The 24,245-nt window shown below is 68.0% G+C and carries 20 protein-coding genes; 7 read left to right on the top strand and 13 right to left on the bottom strand.

Annotated elements, in window-relative coordinates; translation table 11 throughout:
• Positions 1-3 precede the first annotated feature (3 nt).
• Positions 4-2,601 carry a BTAD domain-containing putative transcriptional regulator gene (locus tag SK803_RS12945; protein WP_319966194.1) on the top strand — a complete coding sequence of 866 codons (2,598 nt, stop codon included), beginning with the start codon at positions 4-6 and terminating at the stop codon, positions 2,599-2,601.
• Here SK803_RS12945 and SK803_RS12950 read toward each other — a convergent pair.
• From SK803_RS12950 to SK803_RS12960, 3 genes are read right to left on the bottom strand one after another with little or no spacing between them, the layout of a single operon-like run.
• On the bottom strand, positions 2,570-3,592 hold the full coding sequence (locus SK803_RS12950) for an FAD-dependent monooxygenase (protein WP_319966195.1): 1,023 nt from the start codon (positions 3,590-3,592) through the stop codon (positions 2,570-2,572). The two genes, SK803_RS12945 and SK803_RS12950, sit on opposite strands and share 32 nt — an antisense overlap.
• Positions 3,593-3,628: 36 nt before the next feature.
• Positions 3,629-4,231, bottom strand: a complete 603-nt coding sequence (locus tag SK803_RS12955) for a DUF305 domain-containing protein (protein ID WP_319966196.1) — start codon at positions 4,229-4,231, stop codon at positions 3,629-3,631.
• A gap of 4 nt (positions 4,232-4,235) precedes the next feature.
• The gene (locus SK803_RS12960) at positions 4,236-4,976 is read right to left on the bottom strand and encodes a lytic polysaccharide monooxygenase (RefSeq protein ID WP_319966197.1); all 741 of its coding nucleotides are present in this window, start codon (positions 4,974-4,976) and stop codon (positions 4,236-4,238) included.
• A 288-nt stretch (positions 4,977-5,264) separates the two neighbouring features.
• Between SK803_RS12960 and SK803_RS12965 the strand changes: the two genes are divergently transcribed.
• The 3 genes from SK803_RS12965 to pip all read left to right on the top strand — a co-directional run bounded on the left by SK803_RS12965 (position 5,265) and on the right by pip (position 7,501).
• Positions 5,265-5,747, top strand: coding sequence for a hypothetical protein (locus SK803_RS12965; protein ID WP_319966198.1), 483 nt, complete (start codon positions 5,265-5,267; stop codon positions 5,745-5,747).
• An 89-nt stretch (positions 5,748-5,836) separates the two neighbouring features.
• Positions 5,837-6,379: a DUF305 domain-containing protein gene (locus SK803_RS12970; protein WP_319966199.1), complete on the top strand. Its 543-nt coding sequence runs from the start codon at positions 5,837-5,839 to the stop codon at positions 6,377-6,379.
• 174 nt (positions 6,380-6,553) lie between these two features.
• Positions 6,554-7,501: a prolyl aminopeptidase gene (pip, locus tag SK803_RS12975; protein WP_319966200.1), complete on the top strand. Its 948-nt coding sequence runs from the start codon at positions 6,554-6,556 to the stop codon at positions 7,499-7,501.
• Here the strand turns inward: pip and SK803_RS12980 are convergent.
• From SK803_RS12980 to SK803_RS13000, 5 genes are all read right to left on the bottom strand, one after another.
• Positions 7,498-8,934, bottom strand: coding sequence for a tannase/feruloyl esterase family alpha/beta hydrolase (locus SK803_RS12980; RefSeq protein ID WP_319966201.1), 1,437 nt, complete (start codon positions 8,932-8,934; stop codon positions 7,498-7,500). The two genes, pip and SK803_RS12980, sit on opposite strands and share 4 nt — an antisense overlap.
• A 143-nt stretch (positions 8,935-9,077) precedes the next feature.
• Entirely contained in the window at positions 9,078-11,051 is a 1,974-nt protein-coding gene (locus tag SK803_RS12985; RefSeq protein ID WP_319966202.1) for an APC family permease, read from the bottom strand.
• Positions 11,052-11,078: 27 nt separating this feature from the next.
• Positions 11,079-13,208: a bifunctional diguanylate cyclase/phosphohydrolase gene (locus SK803_RS12990; protein WP_319966203.1), complete on the bottom strand. Its 2,130-nt coding sequence runs from the start codon at positions 13,206-13,208 to the stop codon at positions 11,079-11,081.
• A gap of 106 nt (positions 13,209-13,314) precedes the next feature.
• Positions 13,315-15,147 (bottom strand): molybdopterin cofactor-binding domain-containing protein, encoded by a 1,833-nt coding sequence (locus tag SK803_RS12995; RefSeq protein ID WP_319966204.1) that lies wholly within the window; start codon positions 15,145-15,147, stop codon positions 13,315-13,317.
• Positions 15,144-15,605, bottom strand: a complete 462-nt coding sequence (locus SK803_RS13000; RefSeq protein WP_455032243.1) for a (2Fe-2S)-binding protein — start codon at positions 15,603-15,605, stop codon at positions 15,144-15,146. Before SK803_RS13000 ends, SK803_RS12995 begins: the two co-directional genes overlap by 4 nt.
• A 52-nt stretch (positions 15,606-15,657) precedes the next feature.
• Between SK803_RS13000 and SK803_RS13005 the strand changes: the two genes are divergently transcribed.
• The gene (locus SK803_RS13005) at positions 15,658-18,330 is read left to right on the top strand and encodes an AfsR/SARP family transcriptional regulator (RefSeq protein ID WP_319966205.1); all 2,673 of its coding nucleotides are present in this window, start codon (positions 15,658-15,660) and stop codon (positions 18,328-18,330) included.
• Between the two features lies 1 nt (position 18,331).
• Here the strand turns inward: SK803_RS13005 and SK803_RS13010 are convergent, their stop codons facing one another.
• From SK803_RS13010 to SK803_RS13030, 5 genes are all read right to left on the bottom strand, one after another.
• A complete protein-coding gene (locus SK803_RS13010; RefSeq protein WP_319966206.1) occupies positions 18,332-19,540 on the bottom strand; it encodes a peptidase inhibitor family I36 protein in 1,209 nt (402 codons plus the stop codon).
• 32 nt (positions 19,541-19,572) lie between these two features.
• Complete coding sequence (locus tag SK803_RS13015; RefSeq protein WP_319966207.1) at positions 19,573-20,439, bottom strand: M23 family metallopeptidase; 867 nt, start codon at positions 20,437-20,439, stop codon at positions 19,573-19,575.
• Between the two features lie 13 nt (positions 20,440-20,452).
• Positions 20,453-21,577, bottom strand: coding sequence for a C40 family peptidase (locus tag SK803_RS13020; RefSeq protein WP_319966208.1), 1,125 nt, complete (start codon positions 21,575-21,577; stop codon positions 20,453-20,455).
• The gene (locus tag SK803_RS13025) at positions 21,571-21,996 is read right to left on the bottom strand and encodes a hypothetical protein (RefSeq protein ID WP_319966209.1); all 426 of its coding nucleotides are present in this window, start codon (positions 21,994-21,996) and stop codon (positions 21,571-21,573) included. The genes SK803_RS13020 and SK803_RS13025 overlap by 7 nt, the downstream gene beginning before the upstream one ends.
• A gap of 77 nt (positions 21,997-22,073) precedes the next feature.
• On the bottom strand, positions 22,074-22,493 hold the full coding sequence (locus SK803_RS13030) for a DUF2690 domain-containing protein (RefSeq protein ID WP_319966210.1): 420 nt from the start codon (positions 22,491-22,493) through the stop codon (positions 22,074-22,076).
• 142 nt (positions 22,494-22,635) lie between these two features.
• On the opposite strand from SK803_RS13030, the gene SK803_RS13035 reads away from it, so the two are divergent.
• Both SK803_RS13035 and SK803_RS13040 read left to right on the top strand, forming a co-directional pair.
• Positions 22,636-23,298 carry a DUF2306 domain-containing protein gene (locus SK803_RS13035; protein WP_319966211.1) on the top strand — a complete coding sequence of 221 codons (663 nt, stop codon included), beginning with the start codon at positions 22,636-22,638 and terminating at the stop codon, positions 23,296-23,298.
• 26 nt (positions 23,299-23,324) lie between these two features.
• Positions 23,325-23,966 carry a peptidylprolyl isomerase gene (locus tag SK803_RS13040; RefSeq protein WP_319966212.1) on the top strand — a complete coding sequence of 214 codons (642 nt, stop codon included), beginning with the start codon at positions 23,325-23,327 and terminating at the stop codon, positions 23,964-23,966.
• Positions 23,967-24,245 lie beyond the last annotated feature (279 nt).

Consider the following 24,245-nt stretch of genomic DNA (forward strand, 5'->3'; position numbering starts at 1 on the left):
ACCGTGCAGGTTGGCATCCTCGGTCCGGTTGAGGCGCATTCCCCGGACGGCAAGATCTCGGTGGGCGGCCCGCGGCCGCGCACCCTGTTGGCGTTGCTGGCGATCCGGGTGGGCGAGATCGTCCTGCTCGACCGGTTGATCGACGGGCTCTACGGTGCCGAGCCGCCGTCCGATGCCGCCAACGCCTTGCAGGGCCAGGTGTCCCGCCTGCGCCGAGCGCTCGGTGACGCTTCACTGATCGAGTTCCACCCGGCCGGTTACCGATTGGCGCTGGCGGCCGATCAGGTCGACGCGCACCGGTTCGCCGCGCTCGCGGCGGACGGTCAGCAGGCGCTGGAGCAGGGTGATCCACAGGCCGCGGAATCGCTTTTGTCCGAAGCACTTCAGCTGTGGCGAGGCCCGGCGCTGGCCGATGTCGACGCCGCCGGCCACGCGACCCGGCTCGAACAGCAACGGTCGACCGCCACGAACGCGTTGATCGCCGCGCGGATCCGGCTCGGCAAGGCCGACGTGCAGGAGATCTCCGACCTGGTCCAGCGGCACCCGCTGGACGAACGCCTGCGCGGCTACCTGATGCAGGCCCTGAACCAGCAGGGTCGCCAGGCCGAGGCGCTGCAGGCGTTCGAGGACGCCAAGGCACTGCTGGCCGACGAACTCGGCACCGACCCGTCGGCCGAGCTGCGCGCCATCCACCTGCAGATCCTGCGCGGCCAGTCCCACCGCGAGCTGCCGGCACAGCTCACCACTTTCGTTGGCAGGCAAGAGGAACTGCGACGGATCGCCGCGTTGACCTCGCGGCTCGTCACGCTGACCGGCCCCGGTGGCGCCGGCAAGACCCGGCTGGCCCTGCAGAGCGCCGGCCCAGGAGCGATCTTCGTCGATCTCGCCCCGGTCAGGGACGTCGCGGCGGCGACGCTGCAGGCGTTGGGGCTCAAGGAAACCGTGCTGGCACCGGAAGACCGGCTCACGCTCGCGCTGCGCGAGCGCGACGCGTTGCTGATCCTGGACAACTGCGAGCACGTGATCGTCCAGGCCGCCGCTCTGGCGCAACATCTGCTCAGCACGTGCCCTCAGCTGCGGATCCTCGCCACCAGCCGGGAAGCGCTCGGCATCACCGGCGAGACCCTGTGCCCGGTGCCGCCGCTGAACCCCGAGCAGAGCCTGGCGCTGTTCACCGACCGCGCCCGTCTGGTGAACCCGGCCTTCGTGCGGGACGAGCACACCGTCGACGTCTGCCGCTCGCTCGACGGTCTCCCCCTGGCCATCGAACTCGCCGCCGCCCGCACCAGGACGTTGACCACAGAGGACATCTCGGCACGGCTCCACGACCGGTTCCGCTTGCTCACCAAGGGAAACCGCGCGGCCGCACCCCGGCACCAGACGCTCAGGGCCGTCGTCGAGTGGAGCTGGGACCTGCTCGACGACGACGAGCGTGATCTGGCCACCACGTTCGCCACGTTCAGCGGCGGCGCCACCCTCGACGCCGTGGAACAGGTGGGCCGGCACGACATCGAGGTGCTGGAAGCGTTGGTGGACAAGTCTTTGGTGGAGGCAGCCGACGGACGCTACCGCATGCTGGAGACGATCCGCGAGTTCTGCGCGCAGCACGGGCGGGCCGACGCCGAGCACGCCTCCTACTTCCACGCCCTGGCCCGGCAGGCAGATCCCGAGCTGCGGCGACGGAACCAGCTGCACTGGTTCGCGAAGCTGAGCGCCGAGCACGCCAACCTGGTCCAGGCCGTCGAGTGGACCACCGAGCACGATCCGGACCGGGCGTTGCGGCTGGTCAGCGATCTCTCCTGGTACTGGTACCTGAAGGGCAGCCGCACGGAGATCCAGGCCACCGCCCAGAAACTCCTGGCCAAGCTCGGCGAGCAGCCCACCGAGGAGTACGCGATCCTGCTCGCGCTCGCCGCCCCGGAACGCGTCCACGGCGTGCTGGAGCAGCTGCGGGGGCCGATCAGGTACCCGTTCGTGCTCGTCGCCTGGGCGATGCTCTCGGGGCCACCGGATCCGCACGCCCCGCGCACCCGGCTGCAGGACGAGGTCGAGCGCAGTGAGGATCCGTGGATCCAGGGCCTGATCAGCTTCAGCGCCGCGTACCTGAACTGGGCCGTCGACGGTGACCGCGGCAAAGCCGTCGCTGAGTCGAGGGTGGCCCTGCGGAAGTTCGAGGACCTGGGCGAACGCTGGGGCGCCGCCCAGGTCCTCGACGTGCTCGCCAACCTCACCGAGGACCCGCACGAGGCACTCGCACTCACCGACCAGGCGCTGCGGGCGGTCAGCGAGCTGGGCGCCAACGAGGAACTGGCCGAGATGCGGTGCCGGCGCGCGGATCGGTTGCTGGACCTCGACCAGGACGAGGCGGAACGCGACTACCACCAGGCGTTGGAGCTGGCGAGCAGAGCCGGCGTGACCGCCACGCGGGCGTTGGCCGCCACCGGCCTGGCCAGGATCGCCCACCGCAGGGGAAACCTGACGGAGGCCGAACGGCTCCTGCGGGAAGCCCGGGGGGAGCTCGGGTTCGGATGGATGCACTCCACGGCCAAGGAACAGGTCGAGGCCGCGCTCACCGAACTGGTGCGTAGTCGGGAAGCTTGATCGCGGTCGCCGCGCGGAGGTCCATCCGCGCGAACACCGGCATCTTCGGCAACAGCCCGAACATCCGGTCCCTCACCCACATCCCGAGCCTGGTCGCCGGCGCGAGGAACGGCCCCGGATTGCCCTGGCATCCCCGCGCGTACGGCCCGATCAGGGCTTCGTACCTGGCGAAGGCGTCCCCTCCGGCCGCCATCTCCCCCGCCAGCACGTAGGCCGAGACGACCGCGAGCCCGGTGCCCATGCCTCCCAGCGTCGATCCGTACCCGGCGTCGCCGATCAGCGTGACGCGGCCCGAGCTGACCGTCGGCATCCTGACCTGGCTGATCGAGTCGAAGTAGATGCCGGGCGCGACCAGTGCGTCCGGCATGAGCTCGGGCGGCACCGAGGACTTGAACATGAACCAGCCCGGTGCCGTGAGCGTTCCCGGCGTGCACACGAGGTCCCTGTCGTCGCCGTCCGCGTCCCAGATGGCGAAGTAGTAGCCCTGGAACTTGGGCCGGTACGACGGGAAGACCAGCCGCCGCACCGCGGACCGCATGCCGTCCGCCCCGATGACGAAGTCGAACCGCCGGGAACGTCCGCGCGCGAACGTCACGTCCACTCCGGCGCCGTCGTCGTGCAGCGAGGTGATCCAGTCGCCGAACACGTACTCGGCGTCGGCCGCGCTCAGCTCGTACAGCAGCCGGGACAGGTCGCCGCGGAGGATCTCCACCTCCCCGGCGGTGAACGACGCGGGCAACCGGGACCGTTCACGCCCGTCGATGCCGCGGAAGACCATGTCCCGCGGCGAGGTCTGCCGTTCCAGCACAGCGTCGAGCACGCCCATCCGCCGAAGCACGGACAGGTGCGCCTCGCCGCGGAAGTCCACGGCCTGACCGCCGCTGCGGAGCGTTGACGCGCGCTCCACGACGGTGACCGAGAAGCCGTGCCGCGACAACCAGTGGGCGAGCGCGGGCCCGGCGATGCCCGCTCCCGAGATCAGTACGTCCATGACCGGGAAGCCAACGCCGGGCCGCTGACCAAACGCTTACTGTTCGCTGATGACCTTCAGCATCTGCGAGATCTGACCCTGCCGGGTGGTGGTCACGCGCTCCGCGTAGGCCAGGGCCTCGGGGTTCGAGCCGTCCTTCTTCTCCGTGAGGGCCATCTCCACCGCGGCACCCTGGTGCCCGGCCATCAGGTTGAGGAAGGAGAGGTCGAACTCGGCTCCGCCCTTGTCCTTGGTGTCGTTGATGACCTTGTCGTCGAGCAACGGCTGGCCACCGTGCGCGGCGTGCAGGTCCTTGCCTCCGCTCTCGGGCTTGCCCCAGAGCTTCAGCCACGACTTCAGCATGGAGAGCTCCTCGCGCTGGGTCGCGTCGATCGCGCCCGCGAGGTCCTTCGCCTCCTGCTTGGTGGCTTTCGCCAGGGCCACCTGCGACAGGCTGATGCCGAGTTGCAGGTGGTCCACCATCATCTGCGTGTACGTCACGTCCGCGTCGTTGAACCTCGCGCTGGCCGCCGGAACGGGTGGTGCGGCGGAGGACGCACCGTGACCGTGGGCTCCCTGGCCCTCCGGCACGATGGCCTCTCCGCCGCACCCCGCCAGCGCCAGGACCGCAGCCGCGATCGCGATCACCAGGCGCTTCATCGGATCAGATCCGCTCCCACAACGCTGCCGCGTTCGGCGGTTCCCAGCCGGTCAGCGACGTGTGGGCCTGCCGGCACTTGTACGACGCTCCGCCGTAGGTGACCGTCGTGCCGACCGCGTAAGGCGTGTTCGCCGCCCACGTACCGCCGACGGGCGGCTGGGAGGTCGGCGGGTTCGTCGTGGTCGTGGGCGGGTTCGTGGTGGTGGTAGGCGGCGGGGTGCCGCCACCGCCGATGTTGATGTCGATGCAGGAGTAGAACGCGTTGACCGTGTCGGCGATGTTCCAGACGGCGCGGAGCTTCTGGCGGCCGGAGAACCCGCCGAGGTTGATGGTGTGGGTGGTGGGGTTGTTGGGCTGCTGGTTGTTGCCGGCGACGAAACCGACGCGCGTGCCGCCGATGAAGTACTCGTAGTCGCGCGTGGCGTGCCGGGCGGTGAAGGTCCAGGTCAGCGACATGGTGCTGCCGACGCTCGTGACCTTCCAGGGCTTGCTGTCGTCGTTGAGCACCTCGAAGTCGTTGCGGGTGCCACCACTGCAGGTGACTTGGCCCTTGGGACCTTCCGCGCTCTGCGGTTCGTACCGCGGACCGGTGCTGCCGCAGTCGACGACGCCGGTCGCACATTGCGCGGCACGGCTGGCCGGCGAGGACACGTAACCGTGTGCGCTGGCCGAGCCGACGGGCGTGATGAACACGATTGCAGGGACCGCGGCCATGACGAGCGCCGCTTTTCGGGTGAGTTTCATTTCGTCCGAACTCCTTGGATCGTTCCCAGGCGGGGTGGACCCCGATGCAGGGGGCGGGAACCGGGAGCGTTTTGGATCGCTCGCCGATCAAGTTTCGGTGTGGTCTAGACCATAAACCTGGCTCCGGAAAACGGTCAAGCGCTCACCGGCTGTGGTCTGAAAATCGGTGGCTGTCAACAAGTCCACGTGAGCGAGTGGTCTTACCGTTGACGAACCAGGTCACGGCACCAGACCAATCGGCCCACTGGTACTGGGTGCAAACCACCGCCTCGGTGGGTAGCCCCGCACATGCGTGATTTCACCGAGCCCGCCAGGGCCACCGGTCCGGGCGTCGTCGCCGACGGACCGGCCGGAGCGACGACAGTGCTCGTGATCGATCCAGCCGGAGAGGCCCTGCACGACGAGATTCCAGCGACCTGGCGCACCCTGAGCGACAGGTTGCGAATCGTGTGGCTGCGCGTGCCGGCCGCACCGGAGTGGCGGTCCACTGTGGACAAGGTGCTCACCAGGCACCGCGACGACACGCGGACCATGCTGGACATCGTCACCAGCGGCCCGATCGCCGCCGACGTGATCGACCTCGCCCGCGGCCACGAAGACCTGGTGCGTTCGGTCCTGCTCGTCGATCCAGAAGTGGAGGTTGACGACCCGTTCGTGCGCGTCGTGGCCCGCAGCCAGGACGTCCCGGACGACCGCGTCCCGGCACCGCTCCCGCTCGGCCACCCGTACGTGGTGTTCGGCGTGGCGGAGGCCCTGAACCAGTTGGGCTGATCCCGAAGCACTTAGGTTGCGGAAGTTTCACTGAACCGGACACATCGGCCACCCGTATGCCTCGTCAGGGAACCGTGACGGGAGGCTTCATGCGAGCGCGTCTGCTCATCATCGTGCTGGGACTGCTGGCACTGACGGGCTGTTCATCGGTCGGGGGTGGTACCTCCGGCGAAGCGGCGGCCAACGAGGCGGATGCGACGTTCTCGTTGCGAATGATCCCCCACCACCACCAGACGATCGACATCGCCAAGGTGGCGATGGAGAAGTCCAAGGACCAGTTCGTCATCGACGTGGCGGACAAGATCGCCACCGCCGAGTCCGGCGAGATCGAGCAGATGGCCACGTACCTGCGCTCGTGGAACATCCAGGTCCCCGGCAACGACGCGAACACCACCCACAAGATGGCCGGCATGATGACGGCCAAGGACGTCGAGACCCTCAAGTCCGCCCAGGGCAAGCAGTTCGACGAACTGTTCCTCGCCACCCTCTCGCGCCACCTCCGCAGCGGCGTCGACATGGCGAAGGACGCCCAGGCCAAGGGCGTGCACGTGGGTTCGAAGGCACTCGCCGGCAAGATCATCGTGTCGCAGTCCGAGGTCATCGACCAGATCGCGGCCAAGCAGAAGTCCTGACGCCTCACCGGGATTTCGGGAACGCGCCAAGCACACGTCCGCTGTGACATCGCAGTGGGCGTGTCGGCGTGTCCACCCTCCGCCGGAACCGGCGGCCACCACCGCCACCCTGCCTGCACGGCCCGCGCGAAAACCGGTCGGCACCTCCCGCCCCGCCTCAATACGCTGCCCCGCATGTACCCACGTGTGGACCCTTACGACCAGGGCATGCTCGACGTCGGCGACGGCCAGCTCATCCACTGGGAGGTGAGCGGCAACCCCGACGGCAAGCCCGCGGTCGTCTTCCACGGCGGTCCCGGATCAGGTTCCAACCCGCGATGGCGCGAGGACTTCGACCCGGATCACTGGAAACTGGTGCTGTGGGACCAGCGCGGCTCCGGCCGGAGCACCCCGCGGGTGAGCGACCCGGCCACCAGCATGGAGCACAACACCACCCAGCACCTCATCGATGACGCCGAGAAGCTCCGCGAGCACCTCGGCATCGACAAGTGGCTGCTGATCGGCGGCTCCTGGGGATCCACGCTGATCCTCGCCTACGCCATCCAGCACGCGGAGCGGGTCAGCGAGATCATCATCCCCGCCGTCACCACGTCACGGCCCGAGGAGTTCGCGTGGATCACCCGCGGCCTCGGCATGTTCTACCCGGACTACTTCGACGCCTTCCGCGAGGGCGTGCCCGAGGAGGACCGCGACGGCGACCTCGCGCTGGCGTACAACAAGCTCCTCAACTCGCCCGACGAGAAGGTCCGCGAGAAGGCCGCGTGGGACTGGAGCAAGTGGGACCTGTCCACGATCACCGGCGGGGACAACGACTTCACCGGCACGAGGTACGAAGACCCGGTCGAGCGTTACCAGCTGGCGCGGACCGTGACCCACTACTGGGGCAACCAGTGTTTCCTCGAGCCCAACCACGTGATGGACAACCTCGGCCGGCTCAAGGGCATCCCCGGCGTGCTCATCCACGGCCGCAACGACTTCGGCGGGCCGTTGTACACGGCGTGGGAAGTCGCGAAGAGGTGGCCCGACGCCGAACTCGTCATTCTGAACGACGCCGGGCACGTCATCATGGAGGGCAACAGCATGGATCAGGCCGTCACCGCGGCGGTTGAGAAGTTCCGTTAGGGCGCAACGGGTCCGGGCCGGTGGTAGAGATCCTCGCCGGCCCACCGGATCCGGTCGTGGAACCCGAATCCCGGTGCCGCCACGAAGTTCGCGGCGTCGTCGATCGAGCCCGAGCCGTCGTACTTGGCCCGCAACGGATACGGGAACACCGGACGCGTCCGGCCCGGCCCCGAGGCGATCACCTTCTCGGGTGCCGGACCGCCCTCCACCCACGAGACGAGCTCGGGCAGCGGGTCGAAGGTGGTCAGGGTGTCTCCCTCCGAGCAGTGCTGCACCGACGGCACGATGAACAGGCGAGCCCAGTCCGGCTGCTTGCCGCCGGTGAGACGCTGCCAGTAGTCCAGCGTGCCCTCAACCGGAATCGCCTGGTCGGCGGCGCCGTGCCAGATGATCAGCTTGCCGCCTGAGCGACGGAACTCGCGCAGATCGAGGGACAGCGCGTTCGCCTTCACGGTTTCCGGTACCAGGCGGCGGAACTCGCGCTGGGTGAACTGGAAGGTGTCGAGTGAGGATCCCGGCTGCCCGATGGGGTAGACGAGGTTCTTCAGGCCGTTGTCCGCGAGCTGGCCGGACAGCGAACCACCGAACTCCGGCCTGGGGTTCATCCAGATCTTCCAGCCCTGCTCCGAGCCGTACGCCTGGCCACCGGGGTAGAGCCGCACCCGCTGATCGGACGGTCCCGCGTAAAGCCGCTTCACCCGCGTGATCTCGTCGCCGGTCAACTGCCCGGCGAGCGTCGCCGGGTCGAACCGGCACAGCCTCGGCTCGTCGATCTGCCGGTCCACCAGCCCGTCGAGGCCGTCGCACGCCTTGATGACGGCGGCGTGCAGGACGTCGATCTTCTCGTCCGGGATGGTGTTGCGGGTGATCCACGCCTGATAGGCGATCAGGCCCGTGTAGTATCCCGCGGGCGCGGCGGCGATGATGCCGTCGAAGTCGTGCGGGTAGCGCTGCGCGAGCACCAGCGCCTCGCGGCCACCGTTGGAGCAGCCCGTGAAGTACGACTTCTTCGGTCCCTTGCCGTAGAACTTGCCGATGAGGTGCTTCGACACCTTCGACAGCACGTGCGGGGCGCGGAAGAACAAGTCGTCGCGCGCCTTCTGGTCGTTCTTCGCCCACTCGGTGTCGAACGGGTCCATGTTCGGCCACTGATGACCGTCGTCGGTCGCCGCCACCGCCGCGTCACCGAACGACGGACCGCACTGCGGGAAGGCCGGATCGTTGATGAACCCGCAGAATCCGCCACATCCGTACTGGACGTAGCGACCGCGGTACGTCTGCGTCGGCAGCTTCAGCTGGAACCCGACGTTCGGTTCGATCGTGCCGCGCACGTCGCAGAACTCAGGTGTCCCCGCGACGACAACAGCTGATGTGACACGTGTTTTCGCGTCCGGCACGTCGAACGAGCGCACCAGATCGGCGCACGAAAGCACTGGACGAGACCCGTCCTCGCTTGCGGCGGCAGGAGCAGTCCCCGCCGCCACAAGCACAAACGAAACACAAGCGATCAAGAGCTTGCGAAACATGTATGGCGTCCTTCCCCCTTAGTCGGACGTAACAGGGGGAAGTCTTCCAGCTATCCGACGTGCACGCGTGGCCGTCGGGACGGATCCTCCTCCGCCGAGCGGATGATCTCGCGTACGACCGGAGGGGTGTCGCCGCGACCGAGGATCAGGTAGCGGAACAGGTGGCCGAGCGGATTTCCTTCCGACCACTCGAAGTGCGCGTGCGGGATCACGCCGGTCGAGTCGCGCAACGCCAGCAGGATCGCCGCGATCGCGTTCGGGGCGGCGGGCGCGGAGGCACGCAGGATGCGATGGCCGTCGACCTCGACGCCCTGCACGCACAGCACGTTGCTGAACGCCGACGGGTCGACGATGTCGATCTCCAGGAACATCACGTCCGCCGTGCCGGGCACCGGGTTGATGCCGCGCTGCTCGGTCTCCTTCTCGTCGTACTCCGCCTTGTCGCCGCCCTGGCGGCGGTTCGCGATCAGCGTGATCCGGCCGTCGTTCTCGATCGTCTCGGTGATGAACTGCCGTGCCCGCTCGTCGAACTTGATCTTGTCGACCCGCAGCTCGGTGGTGCGGGAGATGCGCGACACCAACGAGATCACCACGATGCCGATGATGAAGAAGAAGGAGATCGTGATGCCGTCCGGCTTCTCGATCACGTTCTCCACCAACGCGTACAGCAGCACCAGCGTCAGCACGGTGAACCCGATCGTCGCGCCGCGCTGCTTCTTGCGCCACGCGGACACCGTGACCGCGAACGAACCCGACACCATCATCGCCAGGATGCCGGTGGCGTACGCGCCGGCCTGCGCGTTCACGTCGGCCTTGAAGATGATCGTGATGATGATGCAGATGATCGTGTAGACGATCACGACCGGACGGACCGCGCGGCCCCATTCCGGTGCCATGCCGTAGGAAGGCAGGTAGCGCGGCACGATGTTGATCAGGCCGGCCATCGCGGACGCGCCGGCGAACCACAGGATCAGGATGCTGCTGATGTCGTAGACGGTGCCGAACACCTCGCCGAGCAGTTCGTGCGCGAGGTACGCGAGCGCACGCCCGTTCGCAGGCCCACCCGGAGCGAACTTGTCCTGCGGCACCAGCACAGTCGTGATGAACGACGTCGCGATCAGGTACACCGACATGATCAGCGCGGCGGCCGTCAGCAGCTTGCGGGTGTTGCGCACCCGGCTCTCCAGGCGTTCTTCCGGCGTCTTGCCGGAGGCCTCGACCAACGGCATCATGCTCACGCCGGTCTCGAAGCCGGACAGACCGAGCACCAGCAACGGAAACGCCAGAATCGCCGGGCCGATCACCCCGAAGAACCCGCCGCCGTGCGAGCCCAACGCGTCGAACCACCGCTGCAGGGCGTCCGGCGTGGCGAAGACGTCCACCAGGCCCACCACGGCCAGGACCGCGTTCAACGCCAGGAACACCGCGACCAACGGGATCGCGACGCCCACGGCCTCGCTGAAGCCCATCAGGAACACGCCGCCGAGGATCAGCAGCAGCACGATCGTCAACGCGAGCTCGTAGCCGTGCAACGACTCGGGGACGTACGGGTTCTCCAGCGCGTGCACCGAGGCGTCGGCCGCGGACAGGGTGATCGTGATGATCCACGACGTCGCCACGAACCCGAGCAGCACCAGCACGAAGATCTTGCCGCGCCAGAACGGCAGCAGGTCCTCCAGCATCGCCACCGAGCCCTGGCCGTTCGGGCTCTCGCGCGCCACCCGCCGGTACATCGGCAGCATGCCCAGCAGCGTCAACGCCACGATGAGCAACGTGGCCAGCGGCGACAGCGCGCCCGCGGCCAGCGCGGCGATACCCGGCAGGTACGACAGCGTGGAGAAGTAGTCGACGCCGGTCAGCGTCATGACCTTCCACCACGGGTGCGGCTTCGCGTGCGACTCCTGGCTCTCCGGGCCGGAGGGCGCCACGCGGTCCGCGAGCAGCCACCTCCCCACCGGCCCACCCGGCGGGGCCGGACGTTCCGGACTCGGCACCTCGGCGGGGATGGCGTACTCCGTGCTCATGGCTCAGAGCATGCCATCACCAGGTGATCAGGGCCGGAACTCCGCCGGAAATCCAGCCTCCTGAACGGACAATCCGGACGGACGCAACATTCCGATCGTGCCCTGGGTGTGCAGATCCAGGAACATGTCCACCACGTCCGGATCGAACTGTTCACCGCGGCCCGCCCACAGTTCGCGTCGTGCGCGGTTCTCGTCCAGCGCTGTCTGGTGTGGACGATTCGACCGCATAGCGGCCCACGCCACGCAAACGGACAGGATCCTTGCTTCCGCACGGATGTCCGCTCCGCGCAGCTTGTCCGGGTAGCCGTCGCCGTCGTAGCGCTCGTGCTGCTGCCTGATCACGTGCGCCACGCCCGCGAACCCCGGCACCATCCGCGCGAGCCGGTAGCCGAAGTCGGGATGTTGCCGCAGCAGCCGCCATTCCTCTTCGGACAGTGCACCGGGCTTGGTGAGCACCACCTCGGGGATGATGATCTTGCCGATGTCGTGCAGGCGACCGGCGAGCTGCGCGACCCTGATCGTCGGCGCGTCCAGCCCGAACTCCCCCGCGGCCACGCCCGCCCAGCGCGACACCGAACGGCTGTGGTCGTAGCGGTGCAGCCAGCCGTCCACCCGGTCGGCGACCTGGCAGAGGAACTCCGCCATCGCGCCGTCGGTGTCCGGGTCGACCGCGGGCAGCGGCTCGGGCCCGACCGCGACCCGGTTGCGGCCGGCGGCCTTCGCCGCGTACAGCGCGCGGTCCGCGATCACCACGATGTCGTCGGGACCGTCGCCGTGCGTCGGGAAGCTCGCCGAACCGACCGACACCGTCACGGACAACGGGATGTCGTCGTTGCTCGCGTTGACCGGGATCGGCTTCTCCGCCACCCGTTCGCGCAGCCGGTTCGCGATCACGGACAGCCTGCCGGGGCCGGCGTCCGGGACGAGCAGCGCGAACTCCTCGCCGCCGTACCGCGCGAGCACCTCACCCGACCTGGACGCCGCGCGCAACCGTGCCGCGACCTCCATCAGCACGTCGTCGCCCGCCGGGTGGCCGTAGTTGTCGTTGATCGACTTGAAGCGGTCCACGTCGATGATGAACACCGCGACCGAACCGTCGTTGCGTCGCGCGCGCGAGATCTCCAGTGGCAGCTGGGCTTCGAAGAACCTGCGGGTGTGCAGCCCGGTGAGGCTGTCGGTGATCGCGAGCTTGCGCTGGTCAGCCACCAGCCCCGCGAGCCTGGCGATGATCAGCAACGACAGCAGCGCGCTGCCCGCCGCGATCACCAGGACGTCCTGCGACGACTGGCCGACGTCGTGGATCAGCATCAGGACCGGTGCGGCGAGCGCGGCCGACGACAGCGCGATGATCCGGCCGCGGCTCAGGCCGACGTCCTTGACGTGCCCGCGGTCGACGAGCCGCGCCATCGTCGGGTGCAGCGCGGCGGCACCCATGCACAGGTTGGCCGACAACCAGATGGCGTCGAGGAAGTTGCCCGCGTGGTAGCTGCCGTCCAGGCGCTGCAACACGTAGATGGTGTCCGCGGTCAGGATTCCCAGCAGGTTGGCCGTGAGCAGCACGAACGCGCGTGGCCGCGGCCCGGCGCCGAAGATCAGGCGCAGCGCCACGACGAAGAGCGCGAGATCCATCATCGGGTAGCCGAGCGACGCGATCTTCACGAGCACCGGTGACGTGAGCCGCGCCTGCGGGCCGATGACGTAGAGCCAGGACGCCATGCCCGCCACGACCGCGAGCACCGCGGCGTCGAGCAGGCTCGGCAGGTCGAGTCCGGGAGTGCGGCGGCGGATCAGCAGGATCACGCCCGCGACCATCAACGGGTAATGCCCGAGATAGAAGATGTCCGCGTATGAGGGGTAAACCGTGTAGTTGAAGAGGTAGTGCGATGCGTAGAACGTGAGGTCCGCGATCGCGTAAACCACCTGGCTGAGTGCGAGGAACACCCATGGCCGCCGCCATTGGGGGCGGTTGCGCTTGACACCGGCGAATGTCGCGACCGCGGCCGAGGCGCTGATCGTGCAGTAGAGCACCACTCGTACCGTTTGCCCCGTTGTCCCCGCGGGGCTGACCGGAATCAGGTAGTAGACGCCCAGCAGCAGGTGACCCGCCACCAGGTACATCCACCACAGTCCGGTATGGCCGGTACGGAAGATGGTCACACGAGACCCCTCGTTCTACGACTTGGTCGAGCCCGATGATGATGCCCGACTTGGCATCATCGCGGCACCGCCGTTACTCCAATGAGGTGACCCACTAATACGAACGCTACCGCGAATCACTGTTCTGCTTTCCCTGTGAAAGAAAACCGAGTGCCGCTGCGGCAGCCGGGTACGCCAGCTCACCCAATCCGCCCACCGGCGCGTCCGACGCCACCACCACGACCGTGATCTCGGGTGTGTCGCCGATCCTCGCCCACGGGTAGTCCCCGAACGATTTTTGCACGACTTTTCCCTGCCTGACGGTGATTCGCGCACCTTGTGCCGTGGAGACCGCGTCCATGATCGCTCCTTCGACCTGCTGGCGGACACCCGATGGATGCAGTGCCGGGCCGACGTCGACCGCCGCGGTGATTTTCGTACGGCCGTCCTGTGTCGTTTCCGCGATCACCGCGACGACCGATCCGTAGTTCTGATGACAGGCCACCGCCTGCGGTTCTCCGTCGTGCGCTTCGGCGGCCGCTTCGAGCGTTTTTCTGACCCGCTGGTCGGTGAGCAGCCGCAACCGGCGTTCGACCTGGTTGTGCGCCATGTCCAGTTCACTCAGGAACATCTCTTCGACATAAACGGACTGACCTGCGTAGACGCTGCGCCAGAAGCCGGTTCTGATGGGCGGCGGCAAGATGGCGAAGTGGAGCTCGCCGTCCACGTCGTACGGATACTTGTTCGCCATCATCTTCATGATCTGGGGGTTGCTCGTGACTTCGAGCACCGCCGAGAGAGGCCACGTGGAAACGGCGTGATCGCGCCAAGTGGGTAGACCTTCGTCGTTGACCGTTGCTCGTATGCGATGGACCGACAATGGACGGTACGAGTCGTGTCGCATGTCGTCGTCTCTTGTCCACAGCACTTTCACCGTCCTGCCGGTGTGCCGTGCGAGTTGGACTGCTTCCAACACGAAGTCGACTTCGAACTTCCGCCCGAACGCGCCGCCCGCTCGGGTCGGGACGACCCGGACGGTCCCGAAGTCCTCTTCCAGAAGTTTGCGCACCCGATCAGGTGCCTGGGTCGGAACCCACAGGGTGACCTCGTCGCCCGTGACGCTCGCGGTCGCCGTCGGCGGTTCCATCGGCGCGTGGGCGAGCATCGGTGTGACGTAGATCTTCTCCACGAAATCACCCGGCGGTGTCTTTCCTTCCGGCAGGGCGGCTTCGAGTTCGGCCAGCCACTCGTCGCTGTCCGCGTCCGGGGCGCCGCCCTCCCAGGTCGTCGCGAGGTTCTCCCGGCCCTTGAGCGCGGTGTAGGTGTCCTTCGCCAGCACGGCGAACCCGCCGGCCAGCTGGACGACCTCTGCGTCGCGGACGTCGGTGGCGTCGAATCGTGCTGGGGTGGCGCCGATCCACGGTGGCCTGGCGACGACCGCGACGAGGTCGGCCGGCTGGTCGATGGCGTAGGCGAGCTTGCCGGTGACGATCGCGGCCTGGTCGACCCGCTTGATCGCCGGGTTGCCGAGGACCTGCCACTCGTCCCGCGGCGTCAGCACGACGTCGGACGGCGTGAGCTGGGCGGCTTCCCCTGCCAGTTCCCGATAGCTGAGCCGGTCCTCGCCGTGCTGGACGAAACCGCGGCCGGCCCGGCACTCGTCTTCGGCGACCTGCCAGCGTTGTGCGGCCGCCTTGATCAGCTGGTGCCGGACGGTGGCCGCGGCCGTGCGGATCGGCTCGTGCAGGCGCTGCATCGTGTTGGAGTTGGCCGAGATCTGCGATCCGTAGGTCTCCGGGTCGCCTTCTGCCTGTTCGATCGCAAGGCTTTCGACAGGGACCTTCAGCTCCTCCGCCACCATCATGGCGACCGCGGTGCGCACGCCCTGGCCGGTGTCCGGAACCGGGACGGTGACCGTGATCCGGCCGGATTCCCCGTCGATGCGCACGAACGGATTCACGCTTCGGCTCGCATTCGTTCGGCGGCCAGCTTGACGGCCTTGCGGATCCGGGGATAGCTGCCGCACCGGCAGACGTTGTTGCGCAACGCCTCGTCGATGTCCTCGTCGGTGGGATCGGGGTGCTTGGCCAGCAACGCGATCGTCGCCATGATCTGGCCCGGCTGGCAGTAGCCGCACTGCGCGACGTCCTCGTCCAGCCACGCCTGCTGCACCGGATGATCGGCGATGCCCTCGATGGTGAGCACGTCCTGTTCCCGCATGCTCGCCACGGGGTGCTCGCACGGGCGGAACGCCTGGCCGTCCACTATGGACGTGCACGCACCGCAGGCGCCGACACCGCAGCCGTACTTGGTGCCGGTCAGTCCCAGGTGGTCGCGCAGCACCCAGAGCAGCGGGGTGTCCGGATCGGCCTCGACGTCGTGGATCTCACCGTTGATGTGCAGCCGGTGCATGGTCACTTCACCGAGCGTAGCGGCCGCGACACCGTTGTGGACCGGATATCGTTGGCCCGTGGACGGCGTTCGGTTCGGGGTGCTTGGGCCGCTGCTCGTCACGCACGGGCAGCGGGACGTGCACATTCCCGCAGGTCAACCACGGCAGGTCCTGGTGTTGCTGCTGCTGCACGCCGGTCAGACCGTCAGCGTCGACCACCTGATGTCGATCCTGTGGGACGGCGATCCGCCCGCGAGCGCGCGCAAGGCCGTGCAGGTGCACGTTTCACAGCTCAGAAGGGCGCTGAAGGGCCTCCCCGGGGTGTCGCTGGAGTGGTCGCGACAGGGGTACCGGCTCGACGTCCCCGACCGCTCGCTCGACCTGCGGCTCTTCCGCGACGCCGGCGATCCCGACGAGGCGCTGGGGTACTGGCGCGGGCCCGCGCTGGCCGAACTCACCACGAACACCCAGCTCGCGAACCAGCTGGAGGAGGAACGGCTCGCGGCGATCGAGCGCCGGGTCGACAAGGCGATCAAGGAGGGCCGGCACCACGAGGTGATCGGCGAGCTGACCGGGTACGTCAGCGATCACCCGACCAGGGAACGGTTCCGGGGCGCGCTGATGGTCGCGTTGCACCGCAGCGGACGGCAGGCGGACGCGCTCAGGACGTACGACGAGGGCCGCCGGCACCTGGCCGAGGAGCTGGGCCTCGATCCTGGGCAGGAGCTCAAGGACCTGCACGCCGCGATCCTCCAGGGCGACATTCCCGCCGTTCCCCGCGAGCTGCCCGCGAAGCCGGACCCGTTCGTCGGACGGCGTGCGGAGATCGAGCTGATCACGAACGCGGTGGAGCCGGTGATCGCGGTGCACGGGCCGGGCGGGCAGGGCAAGAGCGCTCTCGCCAGTGCGGCCGCGCACGCGATGGCGGACCGGTTCCCGGACGGTCAGCTGTACGTGGACCTGCACGGCGCCACGCCGGGACGGTCACCGCTCTCCCCCGCCGAGGTGATCAGGCGCTTCCTGCGCGCGCTCGGCACACCACCGCTCGCGGTGCCCACGGACACCTCCGAGGCCGCCGCGCTCTACCGGTCGACGCTCGCCCGCCGCAAAGTGCTGGTGCTGCTGGACAACGCGGTGGACGCGGCGCAGGTCGGGCCGTTGCTGCCGGGGGAATCGGGCTCGTCCGTGCTGATCACCAGCCGCCGCATGCTGGCGACGCTCGGCGCGCGGCACGTCCGGCTCGACCCGTTGCCGGAGGACGACGCGCTGAGGTTGCTGGGCGACACCAGCCAGGAGGCCAGGCAGGTCGCCAAAGCCTGCGACTACCTGCCGCTCGCTCTCACGATCGCGGCCGCCCGTTTGCGGTCGCGGCCGGACTGGACGACGGCGAACCTGGCGAAGCGGCTCGCGGACCAGCGGCACCGGCTGGACGAGCTGAACTTCGACGACCTCGGGGTCAGGTCGAGCTTCCAGCTGAGCTTCGAGGGCCTGAACGACAGCTCCACCAGGGCGTTCACCCTGCTGTGCTGCCTCAACGTGCCGACGGTCAGCGAGTCGGTCGCGCAGGCCTTGCTGGGGCAGGACGACGTGGACCGGGCGTTGGACCCGTTGGTGGACGCCAAGCTCGTCGAACCGTGCGGGCCCGAGCGCTACCGGGTGCACGACCTGCTCAGGTTGTTCGGCGCTGAGCACGTCAACGACGAGAAGCACGACGCTCTCACCCGCGCACTCACGCACTACCGCGAGACTTTGACCGCGGCCCTCAAGAAGCTGCGCCCGCACGCTTACGGCGCCCTCACGAACTCCGCTACCCAGCAGGACATCGACGAGCCGTTGCGGTGGCTGACGGACGAGGCCGAGAACCTGCTGGCGGCGGCCCGCTCCACGATGGCGGAGCCGTCGCTGGCAGAGCACGCTCTGGCGATCGCGCACATGCTGTACCCGCATCTGTTCAAACAGGACAGGGTCGCGGACCTGATCGAACTCGGCCAGATCGCGGACCAGGCGGCACGCACGACCAACACCTCCGAGGCGTTGCAGACCGCGCTTCTGGTGCGGTCGGCGGCCAATCGCCGGATCGGTCTGTTCGGCACCGCCCGAGCCCAGCTCGAAGAGGTGCTGGAAACACGCGCCGACGACCCGTTCGGACAGGGCCGTGCGCTGGCCGGCATCGGCACGATCCAACGCGAACAGGGCCAGCTCGACGAGGCCTCGGACACGCTCGCGCGGGCGATCAAGCTCACCGCCGACCACGGACCTGCGGGCGCGCAACGGGTTCCGTTGTCCGCGCTGGCTCAGGTGCACCAGGTCGCCGGCCGCTACGAGCAGGCGTTCGACGCCGCCACGGAAAGCCTCGAGCACGCTCGCACGCATCAAGACGCTGCCGGAACAGCGTATGCGCTGGCCTCACAGGGGCAGGCGCTGTTCAGGCTCGCCCGGCTGGACGAAGCGGCGACCGCGCTGGGCGAGTGCATCGAACTGTGCCGGGAGACGGGCGAGCACAACGACGAGTGGCAGGCCCTGCTGTGCCGCGCGGAAGTGTTCCTGGCTCAAGGAAAGACCGAAGAGGCCGCGAAGGACGCCGAGCGCTGCCTGGAGATCACCAGCGCTCGCGGTGACCGGTACGGCGAGGGCGTCGCGCGTCTCGTGCTCGCCAAGGCAGGGCGGGAAATGCACGCGGACCGGGCGGCCGAACTGCTCGGCACACCCGGTCTGCGGCGAGACAACCTCTTGGACAGCCTGATCAGTTAGGTCAGTCGCCGTAAGGGTTCTGCATCGAAACGTGGACGTGGTCGTAGTGACCACCGGTCACACCGCCGCCCGCGGTGTAGGTGCGCCAGCCCTCGGACGCACGGGCCACGCTCCAGATCTTGCCGTCCCAGATCACGTACCGGACGTCGAGCCGGACGGCGTGCTGCTTCAGCCAGTTCGCGAGCTTCCAGCCCTGCGCCTCCTGCGAGGCGTTCGGGTACTGGCCGATCGCGTTCGAGATGGTGCAGTCGAGCGCGTTGCCCGTGTTGTGGTTGCTCGTCGACGGCTCACCGGGCCGGTAGTCGCCCACGTAGCACTGGCGCTCACCGGTCAGGTCAGCGATCTGCGTGCGCACGAACGCCGTGCGGGCAGAGGCGTTCGGTGCGCGGACCGCCTGCTCCGGGTTCGTGTTCTCCGGCGGCGTGGGGTAGGGGCCGGGGTCGCCGGGGTCGGGGTCCGGGCTGCCGCCACCGCTGTCACCGATCCGGTGGGAGGCGTTCTCGTTCTTCAGGCCAGCCTTGAGGTTGGCCTTGCCACCCGCCGCGATCGTCTGGTTCGTGCCACCGTAGTTGCTGTTGAAGTACACGGTGACCGGCTTGCTCGTGCGGTTCCAGACCGACGCCGCGTTGTTCTTCACGCACACGCCCTGGCCGTTGCCCGCACTCTTGAAGTCGTAGCAGGACGGCTGGCTGTCGCCGTAGTTGGCGACCGACGTGTCGAAGTCGGACACCGAACCGGCCTGGTCGCTGTTGTAGTACAGGCAGAACTCGTCGTCGTCGCAGACGCCGTCACGAGCGTCGGCCGGCGAGCCGACCCGGTGCGAGGCGTTCTCGTTCTTCAACCCTGCCTTGAGGTTGGCCTTGGCACCGGCGCCGATCGTCTGGCTGGTGCCGCCGTACCCGCTGTTGAAGAACACGGTGACCGAGCTGCCCATGCGGTTCCACACCGCCGCGGCGTTGTTCTTGACGCACACGCCCTGGCCGTTGCCCGCACTCTTGAAGTCGTAGCAGGACGGCTGGCTGTCGCCGTAGTCGGAGATCGAGGTGTCGAAGTCCGACACCGAACCGGCCTGGTCGCTGTTGAAGTAGAGGCAGAACTCCCCTGCCTCACAAACCCCGTTGCGGGCCGTCGCCGCGTTCGCCGGGGCCGTTGCGACGAACACGCTGAGCAGCGCGCCGGCAATCGCCACGAAGATGAGTCTCTTTGACACCGTGAGCCCTTCTTGTTCGCAGAGAGGGAAACTCAGTCGCAGTGTTCGAAACCGCTGGTGTAACTGGAGGAACCGACCATGCCGCCCCACTTGACGCACTTGCCGGGGGCCTTCTTCTTGATCGGGCCGGCGTAGTAGCCGTACTCGTCGCGGTCAGTCGTGCGAGCCGCACCCTGCACCTCGAGGAACGCGCCGACGTCCGACGCCGTGCCGATCTTCGTGGTCTTGATCGCGACCACGCAGTTGTAACCGTTGGAGGCGTTGTACAGCAGCGAAACGCGGGCACCGGTGACGTTCGCGCCGTCGATGACCTTGTAACCGTCGCCGCACGCCTCTTCCGGCGTGTACGGGTTGGTGCTGCCACCGCCGCCGCAGTTGTTGCTCTTGTAGTTCTTCGAGCCGTAGTACAACGCGGTCGAGCCGTTCAGCACGACGCGCTTCGGGTCACCGTTCTGCCGCTGCTCGAAGTGCAGGTGCGCCCCGTCCGAGTTGCCGGTGTTGCCGACCTTGCCGATCTTCGCGCCCTGGGAGACCTGCTGGCCGACCGAGACGTTCTGCGCCGACAGGTGGGCGTAGCGGGTGGTCCAGCCGCCGCCGTGGTTGATCTCGATCCACCGGCCGTAGCCCTCGTTGCCGCGGTTCTCGACCCGGGAGACCTTGCCGGCCGCGGAGGCGACGACCCAGTCGCCCTCGTCGTTGGCGCGGTTGAAGTCGATGGCCTCCAACGGGTTGTGCGGGTACTGGTGGCTCGGGCCGCGGGTCTGCCCCTCCCACGTCTGTCCACACGGGAACGGCAGCTGGAAGCCGGGAGCGGCCTGGGCCGCCTGTCCGGTGACGACCAGCGCGCCGAGGCTGATCGCGAGCCCCGCGACCGCCGACAGCACTCTCTTGACGTTCATGACTTTTCCTCGCTCACCCGAAGATTCGACGGACCTTGGAGTACGGCGTGCCATGGCTGTTGAGATCACTGATCCGGAGGCTCTGCCCGTTGCGCGGCGGCGAGGCTTCCAGGATCTTGTTGTCGCCCAGGTAGAGGGCCACGTGCGTGGTGGAGTCGGAGTCGTTGTCGGAACGGCCCCAGAAGACGAGGTCACCCGGCTTGCGGTCGGCGATCGCCACCGCGCGGCCCGCGGTGTTCTGCGCACCGGTCCAGGCGCCGATGTCGAGGCCAGCGCCCTTCCAGAAGGCGTACAGCGTCAGGCCGGAGCAGTCGTAGCCGAGCCGGTTGTAGTCGTCACCCTGCGACGGGTCGTTGTCCGGGTAATGGTGGATTCCGTACGACGCACCACCCTTGCCGCCGGCGCCCCACGAGTAGAGATAACCCTTGCCCATCTGGGACTTCGCGGTGTCGATCACACGCTGGATCTTCTCCGCGTTCGTGCCCGTGGCCGGACCGGCCGGGCCGGTGCCGCGGCCGTGGACGGCGTTGCCGGGAGGAGTCTCGCCCGGTTCGATGCCGTCGGTGTCGCAGCGCGGCAGGCCCTGCACGAACCCGTCGGTGCCGGTCTTGACGTAGTTGTCGGGCACCCACAGGTTGTCCGTGGTGAAGTCCCAGATCGTGCCGCTCTCGGCCTGCGCCTGGCACTTGACCGGAACCTGCTGTCCCGCCCGGTACCTGTCGACGACCGAACCGGGTGCGGTGGCGGCGTCACCCTTGTTCTTGCGGCCGTTGAGGTCGACCTTGGCGGGGAAGGACTTCGAGGTGGCGCACTTGGGCAGCACCATCGTGTCCGAGGTGTTGCTGGTGTAGCCGTCCGGGATCCACAGCCCCTCGGTCGTGAGGTCCCAGATCTTCTTGCCGCCGTACTCGGGACCGGTGTCCTGACAGACGACGTTGACCTTCTGTCCCTTGAGGTACATGTCGGCGACGCGCTTCTGGCCGACCGGCACGTTCGGGTCCTTGACGGTGCGGCCGTCGAGGGCGGTCGTCGCGGTGAACGTGCGGACCTCGGCCTGGGCCGTGCCGGTGCTCACGAGGGGCACCAGCACGGCCAGGGCGGCGACCGCGGTCAGAGCGGTCCTGCGGAGGTTCAGCACCGCTGGTCCGTGGCGGCGGCGCCCTCGCCGTTGGACCACTCGAGCTGGCCGTACGCCTTGGTGCACACCGACAGCGTGTTGGCGCCGGAGGACCAGACTTCCTTCTGGTGGTTGCCGCCGCACTTGTAGTCCTGCAGGCCACCGCTGGTGGAAACGCCGGAGCAGGCCCACCAGGTGCCGCTGTGCGAGTTGCGGAAGCCCTCCCACACGTAGGTGTAGGACCAGTTCTTGTTGCAGCCCTTGAACTGCTTCACCGACGCGATGGTCGTGCCGCCCGACTTGATGTAGGCGGTGCTGCCGATCTGGTCCACCCGGCTGCAGCTCGGGTTGGTCTCGGCGTTCGCCGGTGACGCGATCCCGAGCAACGCACCCGTTGCGAGCGCCACGGTGCCGACGGCGCTGGCGATCCTGATGAACATGCTTCTCCCTCGATGGATTGCTCTTGTCGCTGGCCAGGAAAGTCAGTCGGTGATGTAGCCGGTCACGGCGCGCCCCCTCAGCAGTCGCTGGACGCGAGGCGGGCGGTGCGATGAACGCCGTTGGTGTCGACGTAGAGCACCTCGCCGCGAGCGCAGCCGGGTGCGTGGACCATGTTTCCCCAGTGGTTGCCGGGCGTTCCCGGCGCGACGAAGCCGACGTGGTCGCTGCTCGACCAGACGGTGATGCGCAGCGCGGAGTCGCCACCGGAGTAGTTCGAGATCCGGACCCAGTTCGTCCTGCACCCCGGCGACCAGCGCAGCTCGGCGGTGCCACCGGTGTACATGGGCGCGGTGTCGGCGACGGTGGTGCTGCTGCCGCACCCGGTCTGGACCGGGTCCTGGTTGTTGCAGCCGCGCCCGCCGCAGGACGCCGCCTGTGCGTCCGGCGCCATGAGGAGCGTCAGCGCGGCCGCGGCGATCAGGCATGTCGACTTCATGGCGCCGACCTTGCTGACGAGCGCTCACAGCGACCTGACAGCTACACCCCGTCAGATGTCAGCGCGGTGTCAGAACCGCACTACAACAGCCGCGTCAGCGATCGGTGCGTGATCGGTAAGCGCTGGTGGCGATCGTGGCGCCATGACGTGGTTGCGCAAGCCCTGGGTAGGCCCGTTGGCCTTCGTGGTGGTGGCGTTCGTGGCGTTCTCGCTACCGCCCTACCTGACCGGTGACCGTTTGCAGTCGCGTGTGCAATCGGACTGGGGACCGCACTACCCCATCCTGGTCGTGCACGTCGTCTGCTCGTCGATCGCCATCCTCGCGTCCGTGGTGCAGATCTGGCCGTGGTTCCGCGGCCGTTTCCCGGTCTGGCACCGCCGGATCGGCCGTGTGTACGTGTGGGGAGGCGTGCTCCCCGGAGGCCTGGCCGGCCTCGTCATCGGCTGGATGACCCCGTTCGGCCCGATCGCCATGGTCAGCACCCTGATGCTGGCCACGCTGTGGCTGACCTTCACCTGGCTGGCGTGGCGCGCGGCCAGGGAGCGCCGGTTCCGCGACCACCGCAAGTGGATGATCCGCAGCTTCGCCCTGACCGTCTCGATCATCACGAACCGGATCTGGGGAGTGGTCGCGTTCATACTGCTGGCGGATCGGGTGCCGGAAGCCGAGCTGCCGAACACTGTCGGCGGAATCGCGACGTGGCTGGGGTGGACGGTCCCGCTGCTGATCTCGCAGTGGTGGCTGGAGCGCAGGCCGTCGAAGCGCCGCGCCTCCGTTGAACAGCGGGAGACCGTTCCCGTGTGACGTCCCGGCGACTACCGTCGGCACTCATGAGGCTACTGCTCGCTGTGTTGATGATGGTCGTGCTGGCCCCGGCCGCCGCGGCCGCACCCGAGACCGTGCCGACCGCGAAGTGCGAGTTCATCCCCACCCCGGAGAACCCGGCCGCCCGCCCGGTCCAGCCACCGCCCGCGAACGTTCCCGCCAAGGGCACCGTGAAGGTCACCATCGTGACCAACTACGGCGTGGTCATCGCGGATCTCGACCGCGCCAACGCGCCGTGCGGGGTGGAGAACTTCGCCCACCTCGCGCGGAGCTGGTTCTACACGATGTCCCAGTGCTGGCGGCTCACCAACACCACGCGCCTGGGGGTGCTGCAGTGCGGTGACATCTACCGCGCCGAGGAGGGCGGTCCCGGCTACCGGTTCGCCGACGAGGTGACCGGCAAGGAGACCTACGCGCGCGGCACCATCGCGTACGGGAACCAGGGGCCGGGCACGAACGGCAGCGAGTTCTTCATCGTGCACTCGTTCGCCAACATCAAGCCCGTGTACACCGTGATCGGCCACGTCACCTTCGGCATGGACACGCTGGACCGGATCGTCAAAGCCGGCATCGTGCCGCAGCCGGACGGGTTGCTGGACGGCGCGCCCAAGAAGCCGGTCCGGATCCTGCACGTGCTCGCTCACTAGTTGCCGATTTTCCGAGTAGTCGCCGTTTCGTTGAAACGGCGACTACTTCGCGTTTGGCCCGGGAATAGCGCCACGAGAGCGCGTCGTGTTGACATGTGACAGCAAGAGAAATTCCGGCGGGCGATCTCCGTCACACCCTCTACCTGCGCATATTAACCCGGAAGGACCATCGCCAATTAAGGCGGATTTGATACTTCATGTGATCCCGCTCGCCCTCAGGAATCAATTCCGCTGTTCCTGCGCTTCTCTCACCTGAACGGCGGTAGTACCAGCCAGTAG

The sequence above is a fragment of the Lentzea miocenica genome, assembly GCF_033949945.1.
Classification (GTDB): domain Bacteria; phylum Actinomycetota; class Actinomycetes; order Mycobacteriales; family Pseudonocardiaceae; genus Lentzea; species Lentzea miocenica.